Annotated in this window: 23 protein-coding genes and 1 pseudogene; 12 read left to right on the top strand and 12 right to left on the bottom strand. The window is 59.3% G+C overall.

Going from position 1 to position 20,892, the window contains the following annotated elements:
* Positions 1-4: 4 nt before the first annotated feature.
* From flgH to RBH10_RS20080, 12 genes and pseudogenes are all read right to left on the bottom strand, one after another.
* A pseudogene (gene flgH, locus RBH10_RS20135) lies at positions 5-722 on the bottom strand (flagellar basal body L-ring protein FlgH).
* Complete coding sequence (locus RBH10_RS20130) at positions 719-1,255, bottom strand: MotE family protein (RefSeq protein ID WP_281039596.1); 537 nt, start codon at positions 1,253-1,255, stop codon at positions 719-721. The pseudogene flgH and the gene RBH10_RS20130 overlap by 4 nt, the downstream one beginning before the upstream one ends.
* Positions 1,252-2,373: a flagellar basal body P-ring protein FlgI gene (locus tag RBH10_RS20125; RefSeq protein WP_281039597.1), complete on the bottom strand. Its 1,122-nt coding sequence runs from the start codon at positions 2,371-2,373 to the stop codon at positions 1,252-1,254. Before RBH10_RS20125 ends, RBH10_RS20130 begins: the two co-directional genes overlap by 4 nt.
* Positions 2,370-2,858 (bottom strand): flagellar basal body P-ring formation chaperone FlgA, encoded by a 489-nt coding sequence (gene flgA, locus RBH10_RS20120; RefSeq protein ID WP_082065944.1) that lies wholly within the window; start codon positions 2,856-2,858, stop codon positions 2,370-2,372. Before flgA ends, RBH10_RS20125 begins: the two co-directional genes overlap by 4 nt.
* Positions 2,859-2,878: 20 nt before the next feature.
* On the bottom strand, positions 2,879-3,667 hold the full coding sequence (gene flgG, locus RBH10_RS20115; protein WP_281039598.1) for a flagellar basal-body rod protein FlgG: 789 nt from the start codon (positions 3,665-3,667) through the stop codon (positions 2,879-2,881).
* A gap of 121 nt (positions 3,668-3,788) precedes the next feature.
* A complete protein-coding gene (locus RBH10_RS20110) occupies positions 3,789-4,124 on the bottom strand; it encodes a flagellar hook-basal body complex protein FliE (RefSeq protein WP_045022102.1) in 336 nt (111 codons plus the stop codon).
* Positions 4,121-4,540, bottom strand: a complete 420-nt coding sequence (flgC, locus tag RBH10_RS20105) for a flagellar basal body rod protein FlgC (protein WP_045022100.1) — start codon at positions 4,538-4,540, stop codon at positions 4,121-4,123. The genes RBH10_RS20110 and flgC overlap by 4 nt, the downstream gene beginning before the upstream one ends.
* 3 nt (positions 4,541-4,543) lie before the next feature.
* On the bottom strand, positions 4,544-4,936 hold the full coding sequence (gene flgB / locus RBH10_RS20100) for a flagellar basal body rod protein FlgB (protein ID WP_003515082.1): 393 nt from the start codon (positions 4,934-4,936) through the stop codon (positions 4,544-4,546).
* Between the two features lie 172 nt (positions 4,937-5,108).
* Positions 5,109-5,681 (bottom strand): hypothetical protein, encoded by a 573-nt coding sequence (locus RBH10_RS20095; RefSeq protein WP_281039599.1) that lies wholly within the window; start codon positions 5,679-5,681, stop codon positions 5,109-5,111.
* A gap of 3 nt (positions 5,682-5,684) precedes the next feature.
* Positions 5,685-7,091, bottom strand: coding sequence for a flagellar protein export ATPase FliI (fliI, locus tag RBH10_RS20090; RefSeq protein WP_281039600.1), 1,407 nt, complete (start codon positions 7,089-7,091; stop codon positions 5,685-5,687).
* 11 nt (positions 7,092-7,102) lie between these two features.
* Positions 7,103-7,837, bottom strand: a complete 735-nt coding sequence (gene flgF / locus RBH10_RS20085) for a flagellar basal-body rod protein FlgF (protein ID WP_045022097.1) — start codon at positions 7,835-7,837, stop codon at positions 7,103-7,105.
* A gap of 1 nt (position 7,838) precedes the next feature.
* A complete protein-coding gene (locus RBH10_RS20080; RefSeq protein WP_045022130.1) occupies positions 7,839-8,618 on the bottom strand; it encodes a DUF1217 domain-containing protein in 780 nt (259 codons plus the stop codon).
* Between the two features lie 184 nt (positions 8,619-8,802).
* Here RBH10_RS20080 and motA point away from each other — a divergent pair, with 184 nt between their 5' ends.
* From motA to RBH10_RS20020, 12 genes are all read left to right on the top strand, one after another.
* Positions 8,803-9,675, top strand: a complete 873-nt coding sequence (gene motA, locus RBH10_RS20075) for a flagellar motor stator protein MotA (RefSeq protein WP_045022095.1) — start codon at positions 8,803-8,805, stop codon at positions 9,673-9,675.
* Positions 9,672-10,631, top strand: coding sequence for a FliM/FliN family flagellar motor switch protein (locus RBH10_RS20070; protein ID WP_281039601.1), 960 nt, complete (start codon positions 9,672-9,674; stop codon positions 10,629-10,631). The genes motA and RBH10_RS20070 overlap by 4 nt, the downstream gene beginning before the upstream one ends.
* A gap of 64 nt (positions 10,632-10,695) precedes the next feature.
* Entirely contained in the window at positions 10,696-11,235 is a 540-nt protein-coding gene (gene fliN / locus RBH10_RS20065; protein WP_003515093.1) for a flagellar motor switch protein FliN, read from the top strand.
* A 27-nt stretch (positions 11,236-11,262) separates the two neighbouring features.
* Positions 11,263-12,306, top strand: coding sequence for a flagellar motor switch protein FliG (gene fliG, locus RBH10_RS20060; protein ID WP_045022086.1), 1,044 nt, complete (start codon positions 11,263-11,265; stop codon positions 12,304-12,306).
* 127 nt (positions 12,307-12,433) lie between these two features.
* Entirely contained in the window at positions 12,434-13,516 is a 1,083-nt protein-coding gene (gene flhB / locus RBH10_RS20055) for a flagellar biosynthesis protein FlhB (RefSeq protein ID WP_045022084.1), read from the top strand.
* Between the two features lie 5 nt (positions 13,517-13,521).
* The gene (locus RBH10_RS20050) at positions 13,522-13,959 is read left to right on the top strand and encodes a hypothetical protein (protein ID WP_045022082.1); all 438 of its coding nucleotides are present in this window, start codon (positions 13,522-13,524) and stop codon (positions 13,957-13,959) included.
* 306 nt (positions 13,960-14,265) lie between these two features.
* Positions 14,266-15,558 carry a flagellin gene (locus tag RBH10_RS20045; protein ID WP_281039602.1) on the top strand — a complete coding sequence of 431 codons (1,293 nt, stop codon included), beginning with the start codon at positions 14,266-14,268 and terminating at the stop codon, positions 15,556-15,558.
* Between the two features lie 249 nt (positions 15,559-15,807).
* Positions 15,808-16,458: a hypothetical protein gene (locus tag RBH10_RS20040; protein WP_281039603.1), complete on the top strand. Its 651-nt coding sequence runs from the start codon at positions 15,808-15,810 to the stop codon at positions 16,456-16,458.
* Positions 16,455-17,738 (top strand): MotB family protein, encoded by a 1,284-nt coding sequence (locus RBH10_RS20035; RefSeq protein ID WP_281039604.1) that lies wholly within the window; start codon positions 16,455-16,457, stop codon positions 17,736-17,738. The genes RBH10_RS20040 and RBH10_RS20035 overlap by 4 nt, the downstream gene beginning before the upstream one ends.
* On the top strand, positions 17,735-19,012 hold the full coding sequence (gene motC / locus RBH10_RS20030; protein WP_306180786.1) for a chemotaxis protein MotC: 1,278 nt from the start codon (positions 17,735-17,737) through the stop codon (positions 19,010-19,012). Before RBH10_RS20035 ends, motC begins: the two co-directional genes overlap by 4 nt.
* The gene (locus RBH10_RS20025) at positions 19,009-20,367 is read left to right on the top strand and encodes a flagellar hook-length control protein FliK (protein WP_281039606.1); all 1,359 of its coding nucleotides are present in this window, start codon (positions 19,009-19,011) and stop codon (positions 20,365-20,367) included. Before motC ends, RBH10_RS20025 begins: the two co-directional genes overlap by 4 nt.
* The gene (locus RBH10_RS20020) at positions 20,303-20,881 is read left to right on the top strand and encodes a lytic transglycosylase domain-containing protein (RefSeq protein WP_045022073.1); all 579 of its coding nucleotides are present in this window, start codon (positions 20,303-20,305) and stop codon (positions 20,879-20,881) included. The genes RBH10_RS20025 and RBH10_RS20020 overlap by 65 nt, the downstream gene beginning before the upstream one ends.
* Positions 20,882-20,892: the final 11 nt, after the last annotated feature.

Below are 20,892 nucleotides of genomic sequence, written 5' to 3'. Positions count from 1 at the left end.
GGCGTCAGAGCGGCGAGAACAGGTCGACGACCTGTTGGCCGACCGGCGGTTGCTGCACTTCCGTCAGGCGTCCGCGACCACCATAGGAGATGCGGGCTTCGGCGATGCGCTCGTAGGAGATGATGTTCTGTGCATCGACATCCTGTGGCCTGACGATACCGCCGACATTCAGGATGCGGATTTCGTGGTTCACGCGCACTTCCTGCGAACCGCTGATGATGAGGTTGCCATTTTCGAGAATGCCGGTCACCACGGCGGCCACCAGCAGCGTCAGCTTCTCGGAGCGCTTGGTCTTGCCCTTGGCCTGGGTGTCTGTGTCGGAGCCGTATTTGATGTTCGAGATCGGCTTCCGGCGTCCAGCCGAAGATCTGCGCCTTGGCTTTCCAGTTCAGGCCGCTCGCATTGGTGCGGTTGCGCTCGGTCTCATTGTCGAAATCGGCCTTGTCGTTGATCTGGATGTTGACCGTCAGGATGTCGCCGATGTTGAGCGCGCGCAGATCCTTGAACAGCGCTCCCTGGCTGTCGCTCCATAGCGAATAGCCGCTGGCCATGTGCTTTGGCTGCTTCGGGTAACTGCCCATCTGCGGCGTCTGGCTGAATTGCAGGCCACTGCCGATCGGGCTCATTGAAGGCGCGTTGCCGATTTCCTTCAGGGTCTGGTTGTTCTGGCAGCCGGCAAGCAGGGCAAGCGGCAGGAGGAGGGCCGGAAGACGCGGGGTCATGTGGGATCCTTCGAAGTGTTTTTGTCGATTGCCTGCGACATGATGCCGGCGATGGTTGCGGCTTTCTTGGCATCCATTTCACTGAGGATGAGGCCGGATTGGCGCGGCGGAAGCTGCATGATGATGGCAGCCGCGATTTCCACATGCATCTTCTCGAGCTGAGGTGCTGCGGCATCCGCCTTCATCGTCTTGTAGATATCGACCAGATTGCTTTTCGCCTGCTCGAGGAAATGATTGCGGCGCGCCAGCCAGTCCTCATATTCCGCCTTGCGGTCTTGCAGCGTGGAAATGCGCTCGTTGACATCGGCCTGAAGCTTTTCAAGCTCCTGCTTCTGCATGAGGTAACGCTGGTCGCGGGCGGCATCGGCAATATTGGTGCAGAATTTCTGGATTTCATCCTGCGTGCTGAGTTCCGACACCACGTTCTGCTGGCTTTCGGCGCCGGCGGCAGGCAACAGGAAAAGCAGCGAGGCGACGGCCGCGAACCGGGTAAGACCATTGCTGAAAGCGGTTTTCTTGTGAAGTTCCGTCATTGCAGCACAAGCTCCGCCTGAAGGGCGCCGGCGGATTTGATGCCTTGCAGAATGGCGATGATGCCATCCGCCTTGAGCCCGATGCTGTTGAGACCGGCAACCAGCGTGCGAAGGTCAGGGCCTTCGACGATGGCGACCTTGCTGCCTTCCTGCAGTGCCATGATATCCGTCTGCGGCTGCACGGCCGTCTGGCCGCGCGAGAAGGGCGCCGGCTGAATGACCTGTGGCGATTCCGTCACCTGCACGGTCAGCGTGCCATAGCTCACGGCCACGCGGGAAATGCGCACATCCGCGCCGATGACGATCGTGCCCGTGCGTTCGTTGATCACGACTTTCGCCGGCGTATCCGTCTGGACCGTCAGGTTTTCGATTTCCGCCATCAGCCGGGTCAGGTCGGCGGTGCGGGGCTTCTGCACCGCGATTTCCTGCGAATCGCGCGGCTCGGCGATGCCGTCACCGTAACGGGCGCGGGCAAACGCGTTGACGACATCGGCGACCCGGACCGCGGTCGAAAAATCGGGATTGCGCAGTTGAAGGACCAGATTGACCGAATCCTTGAATTTGGACGGCAGCTCCCGCTCGATGATCGCGCCGTTCGGCACGCGCGCAGATGTGGTCACACCCTGCGTCAGCGTTGCGGCGTCGCCCTGGGCCGAAAAGCCGTTGACGATCAATGCTCCCTGCGCGACCGCATAGATCTGCCCGTCTGCGCCGGAAAGCGAAGTCATGATGAGGTTGCCGCCGCGAAGCGAGGTGGCGTCGCCAAGCGAGCTGACCGTCACGTCCACGCGGCTGCCGGGGCTGGCAAAGGGCGGCAGGTTGGCCGTCACCATTACCGCGGCGATGTTCTTGGCGTTGGACTGGCCGCCCTGCGTGGTGATGCCGAGGTTCTGCAGCATCGCGCGCATGGACTGTTCGGTGAAAGGCGAGGAGCGCAGGCTGTCGCCGGTGCCCTGTAGACCCACGACGAGACCGTATCCGATCAGCTGGTTGTCACGTCCGGCCTGCAGGGATGCGATATCCTTGATGCGGGACGTGTCTGCCTGGGCGGGTGGCGTCGAGAGGAAGGGCAGGGCCGAAAAGACCAGAGCCGCAGCGAGGATACGAAGCACTTTCATTTCGCCATAACCTGAATGGTTCCGTCCTTCATGACGGTGCCGCTGACCATCACGCCGGAATCGATGTTGCGTACCCTTACGACCTCGCCGAGCGAGCCGTCGCTCATCGGCGTTCCGGACGCCATCAGCGTCATGTTGCCGATGTGGAAAACGAGTTTGACGCTCGTGCCGCGCACCACCAGTGACGGTTCGCGAAGCGCTGCAATGGGGATCGTGCGGCCGGGAAGCAATGTCTGCTTGGAGATCATGCCTTCCACTTCGCTGATATCGCTCGCGTAGCCCGCGGAAATGTTGGGGTTGGTCACTTCCACCGGCTTCACCTGTTCGCGCGAGATCGTCTCGCCCGGATAGATCGTGCGTGTGGGAACCAGCGCCATCGGTGCCTGCGCAAAAGCGGGTGCCAGGGCACCCAGTGAAAAGGCAGACGCCAGGCACATACGGACGAACGCCGTTCTGCAGCTGCTATTTTTTCGGCCAAACCTCATGTCCGCCTGCCTTTCCGTTCTTACTTCAGGTTCTTGCTGACAATCGAAGCCATTTCGTCAGCGGTGGTGATGACCTTGGAATTCATCTCGTAGGCGCGTTGCGCCGTGATCAGGTCGGTGATTTCCTTGACGGCATCGACGTTCGAGCCTTCGAGGTAGGATTGCTTGACGTAGCCGTAGCTCGGATCATCAGGCACGCCGACAACGGCAGCACCTGAGGCCTGTGTCTGGGAAAAGAGGTTGTCGCCAAGTGGCTTCAGACCCGCCTCGTTGGCGAAGTTGGCGATGGTCAACTGGCCGAGCTGCGTGAAATCGGCAGCGTTGCCGATACGGGCGGTCACCTGACCCGTGCGGGTGATGGTGATGTCCTGCGCGTCGGTCGGGATATTGATGTTCGGAATGACATTGTAGCCATCGACCGTCACTAGGTTGCCGTCGGCATTCTTGTTGAAGGCGCCGGCGCGGCTGTAGAGCGTCGAACCGTCGGCGGCTTCGATCTGGAACCAGCCCTGTCCGATGATCGCCACGTCGAGCTTGTTGCCGGTCTCGATCAGGTTGCCCTGCGTATGGATGTTACGCACGGCTGATGTCTGCACGCCGAGGCCGATATTGGCGCCTTCCGGCACGATTGCCTGGTTGGCCCGGTTCGGCACGCCCTGCATGCGCTCGGTCTGGTAGAGAAGATCGGTGAACTCCGCACGCGCGCGCTTGTAGCCGGTGGTGTTGATATTGGCGATGTTGTTGGCAATGACTTCCAGATTGGTCTGCTGGGCGTCCATACCGGTGGCAGCGATGGCAAGAGCTCTCATGTCATTTTTCCTGCTGGGCTAGAGCATTTCCAGTAAAAGCGCGGAGCGGTCTTACGTCCGGAAAATGCTTAAAAACAAAGGCCTAGAGCGCGGCCAACGATTTCGTCAAACTGGACGCGCCCTAGATCTGCATCTTGGTAATGTCGAGATAGGCCGACACGATCTTGTCGCGGAACGCGATGGCTGTTTGCAGCGACTGCTCGGCGGAAAGCACGGCGTCGACCACTTCACGGGTGTTTGCCTTGCCCTGAATGCCTTCGAAGGAAGCGACTTCGGCCTTCTTCAGATTGTTCATGGCATCCGTCGACATATTGCCGAGAACGCTTGCAAAGCTTGCGCCTGTCTGCTGGGCCGGCGTCGTCTGCTGGCTGCCGAAAATGCTTTCCGTCAGCGAGGAGACGTTGCCTGCGCCGCGCGTCAGCGAAAGGGAACCGAGTTGTTTGATACCGTCGATCATTGCGATGCTTTCAGAAGGTCGATGGTGGAGGCGACGAGGTCGCGGGTCTGGCGGATGACCTGAAGGTTGGCGTCGTAGCTGCGGTTGGCTTCGCGCATATCCGCCATTTCGATCAGGACATTGACGTTCGGCATCTTGACCATGCCGTTGGTATCGGCGGCCGGATTGCCGGGGTCGTATTCGTGGACGAAATCGCCACGGTCGACACCAAGCTTCTTCACGGTCACGCGCTGCGCGCCGCTTACGCGGTCGAGCTCGGAGCCGAATGTCACGGTCTTGCGGCGATAGGGGTCGGCGCCGGGCGTGTCGCCGGTCGATCTTGCGTTGGCAATGTTTTCCGAAACGATGCGCAATCGGGTAGACTGCACTTCCAGGCCGCTGCCCGCGATCTTGCTCGCCGCACTCAAGGGATCCATGGTTTACCTCTTTACCGTCATCAGCATCATGCGATGGAAGGATTTGACGAGACTGGCGTTCAGGTCGTATTGGCGCTTGATCTCGCCGGTCTTGGTCATTTCCTCAGCAAGCGCGACCGAATTGCCGGATTCCTGCATGCCGATTTCGTTATTGATCGGGTTGTCGCGCACCGCGATATTTTCGCTGAGCTCACTCGCACCGAAATGGGCGGGATGGGTCTTCGCCATGCCGACCTGCTGGCTGGTGGCCTGCATCACCGCCTCGAAAGGGCTGACATCCTTGGCGTGGAACTTGGGTGTGTTGGCGTTGGCGATGTTGGTCGCCACGACTTCCTGCCGCACGCTCAGCCATTCCGCTTGGCGGGAGGCCAGATCGAACAGTTGAATCGGTTGCATAGACTTCTCCATCTCGTATGGCCCGAACCTAAGGGGCTAATCTTGCGTCAGACTTGCGGAGAGGGTCGAAGGGCAGGAAGACGGGGGAAAACTGCCGTTTCGGTCGGTCGAAAACAAAAAAAGGCGCGCCTGCAAATGCGGGCGCGCCTTTTTGATGGAAAGTGGAAGCCGTCTATTTTTCAGGGCGATAGGTTTTCCCGGACGAGGTCTCTATGGTCCATTCGCCACCGCGCTGCTCGATCTTGGTCAGAAGCGCATTGTCGGGCAAGGTGGAGCCGACCCGCACCATATACATGCCCGATCCGTCCTCGATCAGTGCGCGGCCGTTGGCGACGTGCAGCAGGCGGAAGGAGGTCTGGCCGGGGAAGGGCTGGTCCTCAAGCCCGGCGGCGAGATTGTTCTGTTTTTCCTTGCCCTTTTCACTGACTGTCGCCGTCATCAGCATGTCCGGCAGTTCGGCCGGCGGCGGCGTGTCTTCCTTGTTGCGATTGGTCATGGCCATCGGCGAAACGCTGAAGACTTCCCGCGGGCCGGTATGGGGCAGGTCGCGCGTACGGTCGCCATCCGCCACCTTCATTCCGAACTTGTCCTCGTTGAAGAACACGTACCAGGGGAAAAAGGCAGCGGCGGCGGCAAGCCCTATTCCCGTCCATGCCAGAATGCGGTCGGGCGTAAAAAAGGGAGGCTGCGGCTGCACGTCCTCGACGTCGTTATTGTCGATCTTATCGATCTGTTTCTTTTTCACGGGTCAGCCTCTCATTCTCGGGTTTACCTGCGGCTGATTATTCTGCACTCCACCACGCAGCGCCGTCGCGAGATCCGCATAGGCGTCCTGCGCCACCGGCTCGTTCGGAAGCTGTTTCAGCGTTTCGTAGATGATTGGAACCTGCTTCACCGCCATGTCGAGATCGGGATCGGTGCCGGGCCGATAACCGCCGATGAGACGCAGATCCCGTGTTTCCTCAAAGCGATGCACCAGCGCTTTCAGGCGCGACACCAGCTTTTCCTGATCCGGTGTCCATGCCTTCTTGGCGAGACGCGAGATCGAGGCCAAGGGATTGATCGGCGGATAGCGGCCTTCTTCGGCAAGGCTACGATCCAGCACGATATGGCCGTCGAGAATACCACGGGTCGAATCGGCAATCGGATCGTTGTGATTGTCGCCGTCCACCAGGATGGAGACGATGGCGGTGATGGTGCCGCTGCCCTCGGCGCCGGGTCCGGCCCGCTCCAGAAGGCGCGGCAATTCGGTGAAGACCGAGGCCGGATAGCCGCGTGCCACCGGCGGCTCACCCGAAGCGACCGCCACTTCGCGGATGGCATGGGCAAAACGGGTGACGCTGTCGATGATGAGAAGGACGTTGTCGCCCCTGTCACGGAAATATTCGGCAATGGTGACGGCCGAAAGCGGAGCCATCTTGCGCAGCATCGGGCTTTCGTCGCTGGTCGCGACGACGGCGACGGATTTGCCCATGTTCTCGCCCATCGTATCCTCGATGAACTCGCGCACTTCACGACCGCGCTCGCCGACAAGCCCGATGACGACCTTGTCGAAGGCGTCGGCCTTGGCGAGCATCGACAGCAGCGTGGATTTGCCCACACCCGAGCCGGCAAAAATGCCGAGACGCTGGCCAAGGCACAGCGGCGAGAAAATATCGATTGCCCGGACGCCGGTCTTGAACGGCGTCTCCACTCGCTTACGCGTCATCGACGGCGGTGCGTTGCTGGAAATCGGACGGCGCTCCGTGCCGGAGGTAAGCGGTCCTTTGCCGTCGATGGGCTCGCCAAGCGCATTGATGGTGCGTCCGCACCAGCTGTCGTCAGGCGCAACGCGGAAGGCGCCCTTGCGGATGACGGTGTCGTGAATGCCGATAGGCTCGCCCGGTTCGATGGGGCAGACGTAACAGATGTCCGGTTCCACACGCACCACTTCGCCGAGATGGATGCCGGTCGCGCTGCGATGGGCAACGAATTCGCCGAGCCTCACATGCCGCGACAGGCCGGAAACCGTGTAGTGTCCGGCGGCAATGGTGCGGACATGGCCGCCTGGCGCCACCGAAAACTCCGGATCGGCATAGTGCCCGGCAAGGCTGGCCAGCTGGGCGAGCTTCGGTGAAATCGCGCCAATCGTGAGCGTGGATTCCGGCATTGTCATCGCTCAGTTCCTTAACGTGCGCCGCCAAGCGTCTTGATGGCATCGCCGAAGGTGGATTCGGTATCGCGCATCATCGACGAAATGCTCTCGAAGGCACGGTTGACCTGGATGAGCTGGGTCATCTGGGAAATGCCGTTGACGTTCGACTGCTCGAGATAACCCTGTACGACGCCGACCTCGTGATTGTTGACGACCGGTGTCGGCGTGGCCACGGGCTTCACGCCGCTATTTGGGTGGCGCAGGAAGCCTTTCGAGAAATCCGCCTGAAAGATGCCGAGCGTGGCGACGATGTTGTCGTTCTGCCTGATAGCGCCATCGAGGCTGACGGTGATCGGACCGCCATTCGCATTGAGCTGAATGGGACCGCCGCCGGCATCGAGAACCGGATAACCGCTCGAAGAGATGAGCGCTCCGTCCGGACGCATGGTGAAACGGCCGTCGCGGCTCAGAATTTGGCCGTCGGGCGTGTCCAGCGCAAACCAGGCATCGCCCTTGATGGCGAAATCGAAAGAATTGCCGGTCTGTTCGAAAGCGCCCTGACGGGTGGAAAGATAGTCGTTGCCCTGCGACACGAACGCCACCTTGGCATTCATGGAGTTGTGGTTCTTGGCGACCATTTCGTCGAATTTCACTTCGGAACCGCGGAATCCGACCGTGTTCGCATTCGCCATATTGTCGGAAATGGTGGTGAGACGACGCTCCAGCGCGATCTGCGAGGAAAGCGCGACGTACAGTCCGGATTGCATATCATTTGCCTCCGAGTTTCAGGGAATTGATGGAGATCAGCAGATCAGGGGAAATACCGTAGCCGCTGGAGGAGCCGAAAACGGCCAGAGGATCGTAGGTCGTCGAGGGGTTCTGCATTTCCCACATGATGGTGAAACGCTCGAGCAGCTTGCCGACCTTTTCAGGATTTTGCAGATCCTTGATATTGATGGATTTTTCGATGAGCGCTGCCTGTTTGTCGACACTTGCTGCAGCAAATTCGTCGGGCAGGTTGTAGGCGGTGCGAAACACCTGTGCGAGCGCGTCGTCGGCCAGAAAATCGAGACCCGATTTGATCGTCGGTGCCTTGCGCTCGAAATAAAGAGCGAGCCGGACACCGTTATTGTCGCCACCCGCCTCCTGTTCCAGCGTCTGGCGGGTGTATTTGCTGATGATGCCGGACTGGGCAGCCTCGGCAGAGGTCGCCGCCGCACCCAGGCTTGCAAAGTCGAGCGATTTCGCAAGATCCGCATAACGGCTGTCGGAAAGCTTGTTGGCAAAGGCATTCTTGTCGGACGTGCCTTCCGTCAACACCTTGCGGATGAAGGCTTTCGCATAGGCCATGTCTTCGAGGCCGTGGGCTTTCAGCGCATAATTGTAAAGACGGGTATCGGCCATGAAATCGTCGACGGATTTCACATTGCCGATCTTCGACCGGTAATATTCGGTTTCGCGTGCCACATCAGGCTGCTTCGACACTCGCTCAAGCGATTTGCCGATGTCCTGACTGATCAGTCTGTAGCTGGTATAGGTGGAAGTCACTGAACCGCCGCTCTCGTTTGATCCCGATATCAAGGCGCACGTCCGCCTTTGTCGGGATAATGCCGCAGGTTGCTTGTGCGAAACTGGCTGCGGTAACGAGCGAACGAGGCCTGACGGACAGGTTCACGCAAGCCACATTTTCTAGACATGGCGGCATGGAACACTGTTCGGGCGTGGTCGATCAATGAATATTGTAATTGGACTTATAATCACCTTCGGCTGCATTATCGGCGGCTACATGGCGATGGGCGGCCATCTGGACGTCCTGATTCAGCCGTTCGAACTGTTGATTATCGGCGGTGCCGGTCTTGGCGGCTTCATCATGGCGAACCCGATGAAGGTCGTGAAGGACTCGGGCAAGGCGCTCGGTGAGGCCTTCAAGCACTCGGTTCCGAAGGAGCGCAACTATCTCGACGTGCTCGGCGTGCTTTATTCGCTGATGCGCGACCTGCGCACGAAATCGCGCAACGAGATCGAGGCGCATATCGACAATCCGGAAGAGTCCTCGATCTTCCAGAGCGCGCCCTCGGTGCTGAAGAACAAGGAGCTGACGTCGTTCATCTGCGACTACGTCCGCCTCATCATCATCGGTAACGCCCGCAGCCACGAAATCGAAGCGCTGATGGACGAGGAAATCGAAACCATCCTGCACGACAAGCTGAAGCCCTACCACGCGATCACCACCATGGGCGATTCCTTCCCAGCCATCGGTATCGTCGCGGCGGTTCTCGGCGTCATCAAGGCCATGGGCAAGATCAACGAATCGCCGGAAGTGCTGGGCGGCCTCATCGGCGCGGCGCTTGTCGGCACCATGCTCGGTATCATCCTGTCCTATTCGATCTGCAACCCGCTCGCTTCGCAGGTCAAGATCGTCCGCACCAAGCAGCATCGCCTCTATATCATCGTCAAGCAGACGCTGATCGCTTACATGAACGGTTCGGTGCCGCAGGTTGCGCTTGAATACGGGCGCAAGACCATTTCCAACTACGAGCGGCCGTCCATCGACGCCGTCGAACAGGAGATGATGAACCCCGGCGGCGAAAACAAGGCGGCATGACCATGGCTAAAGCTGCACAGCAAAGAGCACCCGTCATCGACACCTCGCTGCTCGCGAAACTTACGGGCGGGCTTTCCGACCGCAAGACGATCGCAAAGGTCGGTTCCGATATCGGTCATCTCTACAGCGAATTCCTGCCTGATATTTTTCACAGCGAGACCGGTATCGCGATAGACGTCGAATATATCGGCTCCGAATCGGGGCTGATGACCGATCTCATCGCCAATCTCGGACAGAATGTCTCGGTTGCCGATTGTTCGCTGCGCAACTGGTGCCCCAATTTCATGATGGCTGTCGGCAACGGCTTCGTCATCGCGCTCATGGAGCGCATGCTGGGCGCGGCAGCCGACACCATCGGCGAGCCGGACGAACGCAGCCTGTCCCATATCGAACTCGACCTTGCGGCCATGGTTCTCGGGCGTATCGGGGGTGTCCTGCGCTCGGGTGTCAACGCACCGGGTGGCTTCGAGGCGACGATCGACCCGCCGTTCAAGGCCAATGGAAAAAGCGCTTTCGACGAGATGATCGCCGGCCTTTACGGCGTGACCGTCCGCATGAAGATCGATATCGGCAAGGTTTCTTCGGAATTCGCGCTCATCGTGCCGCAGCGGCCCCTGCTCAAGACCTCCATCGCCGCTCCCAAGGCTTCAGCCCAGGCGCTGAAGAAGCAGGAGGAATGGGTGGATATGATTTCGGAGCAGGTGAGGAGATCGCAGGTAACGCTCGAGGCGCGCATCAAGCTCGAAACGCTGACCCTGCGGGCGATCTCCAGGCTGGTGGCCGGCGACGTCATTCCGTTTCAGGATCTGAAGCAGGACGATATCGGCGTCGAGGTCAGCGCCAACGGCTCCAAGCTCTATAATTGTGAATTCGGCAAGTCCGGCGACCGCTACATGGTTCGGGTAAAGAACAATGTCAGCACGGACGACGACATCTTGCGACATTTGATGGGTTAAATCCTGTCCACCCTCTTGGGGTGCTGGGCAGGCTGACGCAAGTTTCAAAGGGAATAATCAGCGCATGGCTACGAAGAAAACACCTGTGACCGATGATATGGCGCTGCCGTCGCTTGAAGATGGCGGTGAGCTCGACCAGGCTATCGGCGATCTGCGTGGCGTCCTCAAGACGGATGCGGAAGGTTCGCTGTCCGATTTTGGCGACTTCGGGGATTTCGGAAGCGTTGACGACGCTTCCGCCGACAGCGACCTTTCCGCCTTTGGTGGCGGAGCGGGCGATTTTGCGATGAACGATTTCGCGGCCACGCCACAGGTCGCGGGCATCAAGGCGCCGCTCGGCAGCGGCCTGTCCGACAATATGGACCTGATCATGGACATCCCGATCGATGTCCAGATCGTTCTCGGCACCAGCCGGATGCTCGTCTCGGGTCTGATGAGCCTTGAAGAAGGCGCGACGATCGCGCTTGACCGCAAGATCGGCGAGCCGGTCGAGATCATGGTGAATGGCCGCCGTATTGCGCGCGGTGAAATAACGGTACTTGAAGACGATGATACGCGCTTTGGCGTAAAATTGATTGAAGTAATGAGTACGAGAAAAGCCTGATCCCTGTGGGGACGGAGAGGAAAGACCATGATGGACTTCGAGGATTTCGGTAACCCCCTGGCAGGGAAGCCGTTGTCTCAGGCCGACAAGGCGGCCGCGGTGCTTCTTGCCATGGGCAAGGGCGTTGCCGGCAAGCTGCTGAAGTTTTTCACGCAGCACGAATTGCAGATGATCATTTCCTCGGCCCAGACGCTGCGTGTCATTCCCCCTGACGAACTCGCCCAGATCGTGGCCGAGTTCGAGGACCTGTTCACGGAAGGAACGGGTCTGATGGACAATGCCAAGGCGATCGAAAGCATCCTCGAAGAGGGTCTGACGCCTGAGGAGGTGGATAGTCTTCTCGGCCGTCGTGCAGCCTTCCAGGCTTACGAGGCGTCGATCTGGGACCGCCTGCAGGAAGCCGAGCCGGAATTCGTCGGCAAGTTCCTGCTGCGCGAACATCCGCAGACCATCGCCTATATCCTCTCAATGCTGCCTTCGTCCTTCGGTGCCAAGGTTCTTCTGACCATTCCCGAAGAGCAGCGCGCCGATATCATGAACCGTACGGTGAACATGAAGGAAGTCAGCCCCACGGCTGCCCAGATCATCGAGAAGCGTGTGGTCAACCTCATCAACGAAATCGAAGCCGAGCGTAATGCGGGCGGTTCCACGAAGGTTGCCGATTTGATGAACGAACTGGACAAGCCGCAGGTCGATACGCTGCTCAGCTCGCTCGAGACGCTCAGCAAGGAAGCCGCCAACAAGGTCAAGCCGAAGATCTTCCTCTTCGACGACCTCATGTTCATGCCGCAGCGCAGCCGCGTCCTGCTGCTCAACGATGTCTCGGCGGACGTTCTGACCATGGCGCTGCGTGGCGCAACCATGGAAATCAAGGAATGCGTGCTGTCCAGCATCAGCCCGCGCCAGCGCCGCATGATCGAATCGGATCTCGCAGTGCCGCAGGCTTCCATCAACACCCGCGAAGTGGCGATCGCACGCCGCGCCGTGGCGCAGGAAGCAATCCGCCTGGCCAATTCCGGCCAGATCCAGCTGAAGGAAGCCGCCACGGAGGAACAATCGGCCGCCGCCTGAGCGGAAGCCGGTTGATAACCCACCTCACGGGCAGAGCCGGCCATTGCGATGGCCGGCCTCGGGCGCTAGTTTCGGGATGACGGCCTGCCGCGATCGGCGGGCCTTTTTTTGATCCCGGGAACGTGCCTTGGCAGACGATCAGGACAAGGACAGTAAAACAGAAGACCCCACGGAGAAAAAACTCCGTGATGCGGCCGAGAAGGGCAATCTTCCCTTTTCTCGCGAAGTGCCGATCTTTGCTTCGTCACTCGCCTTTTATTGCTATCTGGTTTTCTTTTTGCCTGAAAGCGCCGGTCGTCTCGGCGTAACGCTGAAGGACCTGTTCGGCCAGCCCGACCAATGGAACCTCAGCACCCGGCCGGACGCCCTGTCGCTGCTTTATTTTCTCGGCACATCCATGGCCTATCTGCTGATGCCGGCCATGATCATGTTCATCGTTTTCGGCCTTGCCTCCTCGTTTTTCCAGAACCTGCCGTCGCCGGTGCTTGAGAGGGTGCGTCCGCAATGGTCGCGCATCTCGCCCGCAAAGGGGTTCGGCCGCATCTACAGCAAACAGGGTTTTGTGGAATTCGGCAAATCGCTGTTCAAGATCTTGATCGTTTCGATCATCATGTTCCTGTCTTTGCGCGGCGATTTCTACAGCCTCATCGACCTTATGTTCTCCGATCCGCAGGTCATTTTCGTCAAGGTCGTCGAGGTCGTCAAAAAAATGATGGTCGTGATTCTGTTCTCGACCGCGCTGCTTGCCGCCGTTGACCTTTTGTGGACGCGCCACCATTGGTTCAGCCAGCTGAAGATGACGAAGCATGAGGTGAAGGAAGAATACAAGCAATCGCAGGGCGACCCGGTCGTCAAAGCCCGCCAGCGTTCGGTCGCCCGTGACCGTGCCCGCCGCCGCATGATCGACAATGTGCCGCGCGCGACGCTTGTCATTGCCAACCCGACACACTTTGCGGTGGCGTTGCGTTACGTTCGCGAAGAAGGTGACGCGCCGATCGTCGTTGCCAAGGGTCAGGACCTTATCGCATTGAAAATCCGCGAGATTGCGGAAAAAAATAATATCCCCGTTTTTGAAGACCCGCCGCTCGCACGCTCCATGTTTGCGCAAGTCTCGATAGATAGTGTGATTCCACCAGCTTTTTACAAGGCTGTGGCTGAGCTCGTTCATCGGGTTTACGCCATGAAGTCATCGAAAATACGGGTTCAATAAAACCAATGAAAAAATCCGCCTATTCTGAAAAGCGGGAAATGATCGTCGCAGAGGCGATCAACCCGATAGCCACCGAACTGCGCCTGCTCGATCCGGCCGACCTGATTTCGTTGCTCAGGTTCGAGTGTAATGGCAGCATTGCCGACCTCGTGTCGTCGGCTGCGGAGCTTTATTATCATCCCGGCACCATCAACTTCGGCGCGGGTGGCGAATACAAGCTCGAATGGGAAGGCTCGCCGGAGATCGTTCTCGATCTTGAACTCAAACCGCAGGGCGCCACGGTTTATGCACGATTGATTCTGGCCAACGAACATGCGGCGGTCGAGATCAATCATGTTTCGTTTCAGAACCCTTCGGAAAATCCGGACGAGAACACCGAGTTCCTTCGTCGGAGCCTGATGGCTGCCCGATTCGTGCCGGCTCGTCAGGGCGAAGCGGCCTGATCCAGACCACCTGATATTTTCAGCTATTTTCCGTTGCGCCTGCCGAAATTGCGGGCGCAACGGCTTTATCTGGGCGATTTTTCGCCCGACCTTGCCTGAAGCGTGCCGGTTTATGCAAAACCGGTCTTTGAAGCCAAGGAACGCCTTGCAAATCAGCGTTGTTGTTTGGTACCTATCAAGTTAACGATTTGTTAACGAACGGCAGGTCGCGCTGGCTCTCTTTGCCATCGCCGATGCGCATGATGCCCCTGCTCGTTTTCGGCGTAGCGCCGGATTTTTCCTGACAGTACCAATTGGGTGGACCCAATGACCAGCATCTTGACCAATGCGGCGGCGATGGCCGCGCTGCAAACCCTGCGCATGATCGACAAGAATCTTGAGACGACGCAGGCGCGCGTGTCGTCCGGCTACCGTGTCGAAACAGCAGCGGATAATGCCGCCTACTGGTCTATCTCCACGACCATGCGCTCCGACAATGCGGCGCTTTCGGCGGTGCAGGATGCATTGGGGTTGGGCGCCGCCAAGGTCGACACGGCCTATGACGCCCTTGCGAACTCGATCGAGGTCGTCAAGAAAATCAAGGAAAAGCTTGTCGCCGCCTATGGCGTCGGGGCTGACCGCGGCAAGATCCAGGACGAAATCAAGCAGCTTCAGGAACAGCTGAAGAGCACGTCGGAATCTGCCTCCTTCTCCGGCGAGAACTGGCTGCAGGCCAGCATCAGCAATGGTGGCACGCCGCCGGTTGTAGAACCCATCACCAAAAAGGTCGTCGCGTCCTTCACGCGCACCGGTTCGGGCAATGTCGGCGTCACCACGGTTGACTATGTGCTGGACGGCAGTGCCGTGCTTTTCGACCTCAGCGGCGGAAAACTCGGTATTCTGGACAAGAGCGCCGTTTTTGTCGCGAAGACGGAACAACAGATCACCCAAACATCGACGACAGCCGGCGTGACTACCAATGCGGGTTACGTCGTCAAGAAATTGACGGACGCGGAAATCGGCACGCTGAATGCGGCGACGCCGGATACGAATGCCGACCCGAGCGTCTACAGCAATGGCACGGTGAACTATCTCCGTTTGGCCGAGAATACCTGGGTCAAGGTGACGGCCACCAACCCTTCGGGCGGCGGCACCACCGTCGCGGCAGCCTATCGGGACACGGGCAGCAACGATTGGTTCTATGACACGACCGGCGCGCCGACCTCCGTCGCCAGATCCCTGGGTTTGTCCGTCTCCACGCTCGATCTCGGCAATCTCGATGTCGTGGCGGCCGCCATGAGCGGTTTTTCCGGCGGCACCACGAACTACACCGCTTCCGACGCCATCGATGTGATGATGAGTTTCGTCGACAAGCAGCTGGAAGCCATGACCAGCACGGCCTCCAGCCTCGGTTCCTTGCAGAGCCGCATCAACATGCAGGAAAACTTCGTTTCGAGCCTGATGGATGTGATCGACAAGGGCATCGGCCGTCTGGTCGATGCGGATATGAACGAGGAATCAACCAGGCTGAAGGCGTTGCAGACGCAGCAGCAGCTCGGCATCCAGGCTCTCTCGATCGCCAATGCCAACGCGCAAAACATTCTTCAGCTCTTCAAGTAAACCGGTTTCGGTCCGGCGGGTACGGGTGAGTTGGCCGCAAGGTTTCTCAAACGGGCCCCGCCTTCATCCTCGCACAAGTTTGAACACCTAACGTCGGGGCAATATCGGGTGGATCGCATGGCGTGATCCGGCCCGAACAATGGAAGAGACGGGCAGGGTAGCAAGGATGACGGTGGTGCCGCCAAACGGCTTTGATCGCAGGCAACGAAACATGTCTTGCCCCTTTGGCCTGTTTTGCCGGGGGCGGGCATGAGCGCGTCCATTGCAAGATATCTCAAGGATTTCGGTGACGTTCAGCCCGCAGGACTGGCGTTCGGCGATCCATTGGCGGATGCCGAGGGTATTTCCGGTTTTGGCGATGTCGCGACCGGTTTCGATGAATTCGAGACCCTCGACGTGGAAGGCGAAAAACAGGCGGCCTATGCCCGTGGCCACGAGGATGCGACCCGCGAGATCACGGAGAAGATGCAGGCCGAGCGCGAAGAGCTGCTTGCCGCCCACGCCGCCGAGCTGGAAGGCTTACGTTCCGTCTATCTGGAAGAAATTGCCGTTTTCCTGTCGCTGCGGTTGCGCGAGGGCATCGATGCGATCGCGACCAATCTCAGCGAACAGACCGCCAATATTCTTGCTCCGGTTCTGACCGAGGAGCTGTCGCTGAAGGCGGTTTCGGCGCTGGCGGATGTCGTTCGCGCTTCCATGCCGGATGGCGAGGCCGTTACGCTTGTCGTGAAAGGCCCGAAAGATTTGTTTGAGCAGCTGAAGATACAGCCGGGCTTTGAAGAAGAGACGATGAAATTTACCGAGACTGCGGACATCGACCTTTCCGTTGAGTTGGGCGAAAGCGTGTTCGTCACGCGTATGTCCGCCTGGGCATCCAGTCTGCGGAAGGTGATGAAATGAGTGAAGGCGAAAATCACCACCACGGCAAAAACGAGATAATCATCGTCAAACGCCACAAGGGCGGGCACGAAGGCGCCCATGGCGGCGCGTGGAAGATCGCCTATGCCGATTTCATGACGGCCATGATGGCGTTTTTCCTCGTGATGTGGCTGGTCAATGCCGCGAACGAGGAAACCAAGGCCTCGGTCGCCAGCTATTTCAATCCGATAAAGCTGTCCGATGAGAAACCTTCGTCCAAGGGGCTGGAAAAGCCGGTGGACAAGGAAGAGGGCGTCCAGAAGAAAGACCAGTCCAATATAAAGGCGGAAAAGGTCACCCAAGGCTCGGCCGCGGCGACGGGTGAGGATCTGACCTCCCAGACCGGCGAGCAGTCGAACTTCTCCGAAGCGGACTTTTTCGAGAATCCCTATTCTGTGCTGGCGGAAATCGCCCAGCAGGTCGGGCAGCAGGCCAATGTCAGTGCCAAGGGTGAGGGCGGCGCGGCCGATTCCGGCCCGGCGACGGGCGCCAGCGGCGGCGAAGCTTACCGCGATCCCTTCGATCCCGATTTCTGGACCCAGCAGGTAAAGATCACCCGCGCGGACCAGCAGCAAAATCCGGCTGAGCCGCAGCAGTCCGCCGAGAGCAAGCAGCAGGACGCCGCCAAGGACAACGAGGCGGTTGCGGTGAGATCGTCTCAGCAGCCGGCCGATAACACGGATCACGGCAAGAATATCGAAGTCGCCGCCGTGGTGCCGCAACAGCGGCCGGGTGCCGCCGAGCAGGCAGCGCTTGCACGGACGCAGCCAGAGCAGCAGCAGGGTACCGCTGCACAGAAGGCGGAGGCTGAAGAGCTGCGCGAAGAGATCGAGAAGCAGATATCCGGAATTACCGGCAAGCTCGCCGAAGGTCTGGTGGTAATGCCTGCCGAAGGTGGATTGCTGCTTACCATTTCCGACCAGACGGAAACACCGATGTTCAATGTCGGATCGGCCGTGCCAAGGGGCGAAATGGTCCTGGCAATGGAAAAGATCGGCAAATTGCTTCAGCAGCGGGGCGGCAGCGTGGTGATCCGCGGCCATACCGATGGTCGGCAGTTCAAGGGCCAGGCCAATGACAATTGGCGGCTTTCCATGGATCGCGCGCATAGCGCCTATTACATGCTGGTTCGCGGTGGTTTGTCCGAAGAGCGGGTGAAACAGGTTTCGGGTTTTGCGGATCGCAGATTGCAGGTGCCGGCAGACCCCCTCGCGAATGCGAACCGCCGTATCGAAATTCTGCTTGAGGCCGATCGGGGGTGAATGTGACGAAATCCTCGAAACGTTGGCTTTTTCTTGCGGCGACACTTTGCGGTCTCGGTGCCGAGCCGGTGAAGGTTTTCTCGCAATCGCAAGAAAACCTCATGCCCTATGCCATGTTGCGTTCCCTGCAGTTCGTGCAGGATTCGGTCACCATGGGAGATCACTCGGCGAGTGAAATGCAGCGGTTTCTGCTCCAGACGATCGACGAGCGGCTTAAAAGCGCGCCGTCGGCGATCTTCAAGGATCCGCGCAATGTCGATGCGGCACTTATCTATGCGATGAGCGGCGGCAATCCGGCGACGCTCGAATTGCTGGTCGCGCGTGATGTGGATGGCAATTTCGACAGCCGCGTCGCCGATATCCTGCGCAAATATCTCTCCGGCAAGGGAACGCTGGTCGCCCAGAGCATCGCGGCCATGGTGCCCGAATATCGCGGCAAGCGGATTGGCGCCTATCTTGCACTGATCGGCGGCAATGTGACGATCCCGCGCGATCCGCTGGCTGCCCTCGGTTTCTACGATATAGCCCGGCTGGAAGCGCCCGGCACCATCGTGGAGGAGGCTGCACTGCGCCGTTCGCTGGCGATCGCCGTTGAAGACGGCGATGCGGGACGCGGCATCGAATATGCGCAGCGTTACGCGCGGCGCTTCCTGCATTCTCCCTATGCCAGCCAGTTCGCGGATCTTCTGGTCTCGCTGGTGGTCAAGCGCGTCGATTCCGTCAGCGACGAGACGATACAGGAAACATTCGCGATGATGGACACGGAGAGGCAGAAGGAAGCCTATCTGCGCCTCTCCCGTCTGGCGGCGATCAGCGGCAAGGATTCGTTGGCGCGCATGGCGGCGCTGAAAGCGAAAGCCCTGTCGCCCGACATGCCGGATCAGCCGGAAGTGCAGGCAAATCTCTATGAAAGCCTCTCCAATATCGGCACGCCCGACGTGGTGAGCGCGATTGAAACAATCGGGAAAATTCCGGAAGCCCAGCTTTCGGATCGGGACAGGGCCTTGCGGGATGCGGCAAGGACGATCGCCGACCAGGTGGTTCGTCCTCCTTCCTTGCAGCCTGGCGCCGATGTTGCCGCCACGGTGGAGCAGGATGGCAAGCAGGGCGTGCCCGCGAATGAGGCGGCCAGCGCCGAGACGAAGAGCATATGGCGAGTTGAAAACCACAAGGCTGACGAACAGGGCGAGAACGTCCGGCAACTCGTGACGAGTGGCCGCAGCACGCTCGATGAAATCGACAGCCTGTTAAAGAAAGGCGAGGGGGCACCATGATCGACGGAACCATTAACGCGATAGTGAATGCGCCATATAACGATCCGCGCGCCGGCAGCGCCAGCGTGAAGGACGACGCCAAAGGCGGAAGTTTCGGCGATACCCTCGCCACGGTCAGGGACGAGCGTCCGCCGCAGGCGCCGCATTCGCGGCATCAGCAGGAGGCAGGATCGGCTGAGGAACAGCATGCACAGCCGGATGACGACGCGGAAAAGACGGATGTGCCGGTCAAGCGGCCCCCGAGCTTCCTGAATGTGATCGTCAAGGACCATTCCGGAGAAGGTCATGGTCACGAGGCTGTGGCCGAGCTTCAGAACGCGGTGAAGACGGCGCGGACGTCGCTTGAAAACGGCAAGACCGGCAAAAAGGTCAAGGACGACGCCGACAAGGACAACGGGACGGCGGCGGATGCGATCGATCCGAAGCTGGCGGAGCTGCAGACGCTCACGGCCAATGTCGGCGATATCGTGACAGCCAAGACGCCGCTTGAGGAAATTGCGCAGGCGATTGCCGGCAAGGCCGATGCGAAGTCCGACAAGCTTGAAACTGTCAGGGGCAAGGCCGAACCTTCGCCAAAAGACATGCCTGCACGGACGGAGCTAGCCGGCAGTGACGCTGGGTCCGGATCGGGCAACGAGGGCGATGCCTCATCATTCCGCTTCTCCTCTCCGCGTTCCGGCACGGCCCGAGCTCTCGATATGAGCACGGTTCAGCGTGACGGTCGTGTCGAGTTCGATGCCCGGGAAAGCAGCGGAAAGGCGACCGATACCATCACGGTTCTCGATTCACGGCGGTTCATTGGCCTGGCGCCTTCGTCCAACGCTTCGGCCCTGACCGGCCTTATCGCCAATGATCCGGAATGGGTAAGCGCCATGCAGCCCGGCTCGTCGCTGTCCAACGAGGCGGCTCAGAGCAGCACCGGTAAGGTCGTCCATACGCTGAAGCTGCACATGACGCCAATCGAGCTAGGATCGGTGACGATGTCGCTGCGTCTGGCGGGTGATGAGCTGGCCGTTCACATGACAGTGGAGAGCGTGGCGGCCTATAAAAAGATCCAGCAAGACAGCAAGAGCATCCTAGAAGGCCTCAAGGCGCAGGGTTTGACCGTCGATAACATCACGATCAGCATTGCTTCTTCCGATAAGAGTGACCAAACGGGCACACAAGCCAACAATCAGCAAAATCAGCAGGCGCAGCAGCAGGGCCAGCAGGCGGCAGCGGGGCGCAACCGTGACGAGTCCGGCGCACGCGGCGGACGGCAAGGCAATGGTGATAATTTGGGGGTGCATAATGAAGGCATGGACGGCGCTCTTGGCTCTGCCCGCACTTCTGCTGATAATGGCGTCTACCTCTGAAAACGCCTCTGCTTCGGCAACGTCAGGTGTCTGTGAAAGGGAAATCCAGTCTGCCGCCCGTAAATACGGCGTGCCGGAGGGGATTCTCTATTCCGTTGGCCTGACGGAGACCGGCCGCAAGGGTCGGCTCGACCCCAATGCCATGAATATTGAGGGAAAACCGGTATTTGCCGCATCCACGGAGGAGGCGCTCTCCACTTTCGAGGCAGCGAAACGCAACGGCGCCAAGCTGATCGACCTCGGATGCATGCAGATAAACCATTATTTCCACGGCGAAAACTTCACATCTGCGCGTGAAATGTTCGATCCACGCCGCAATGTCGAATATGCCGCCATGTTTTTGCGCAATCTTCACAACAGGCATGAAACCTGGACCATGGCGGTCGCCCGCTACCATGCCGGCCCGAATAACGACCCGGCGCAGAAGAAATATGTCTGCCGGGTGATCGCCAATCTGGTGGCCACAGGTTACGGGAAATGGACCGTCAACGCGAAAAATTTCTGCGACGGATAACAACCTTTAAT

It is taken from the genome of Rhizobium sp. AN73, from assembly GCF_030757975.1.
In the GTDB taxonomy this organism is placed as follows: Bacteria; Pseudomonadota; Alphaproteobacteria; order Rhizobiales; family Rhizobiaceae; genus Agrobacterium; species Agrobacterium arsenijevicii.
Note: the sequence above shows the minus strand (reverse complement) of the source record. Positions and strands in the feature narration are given on the sequence as shown.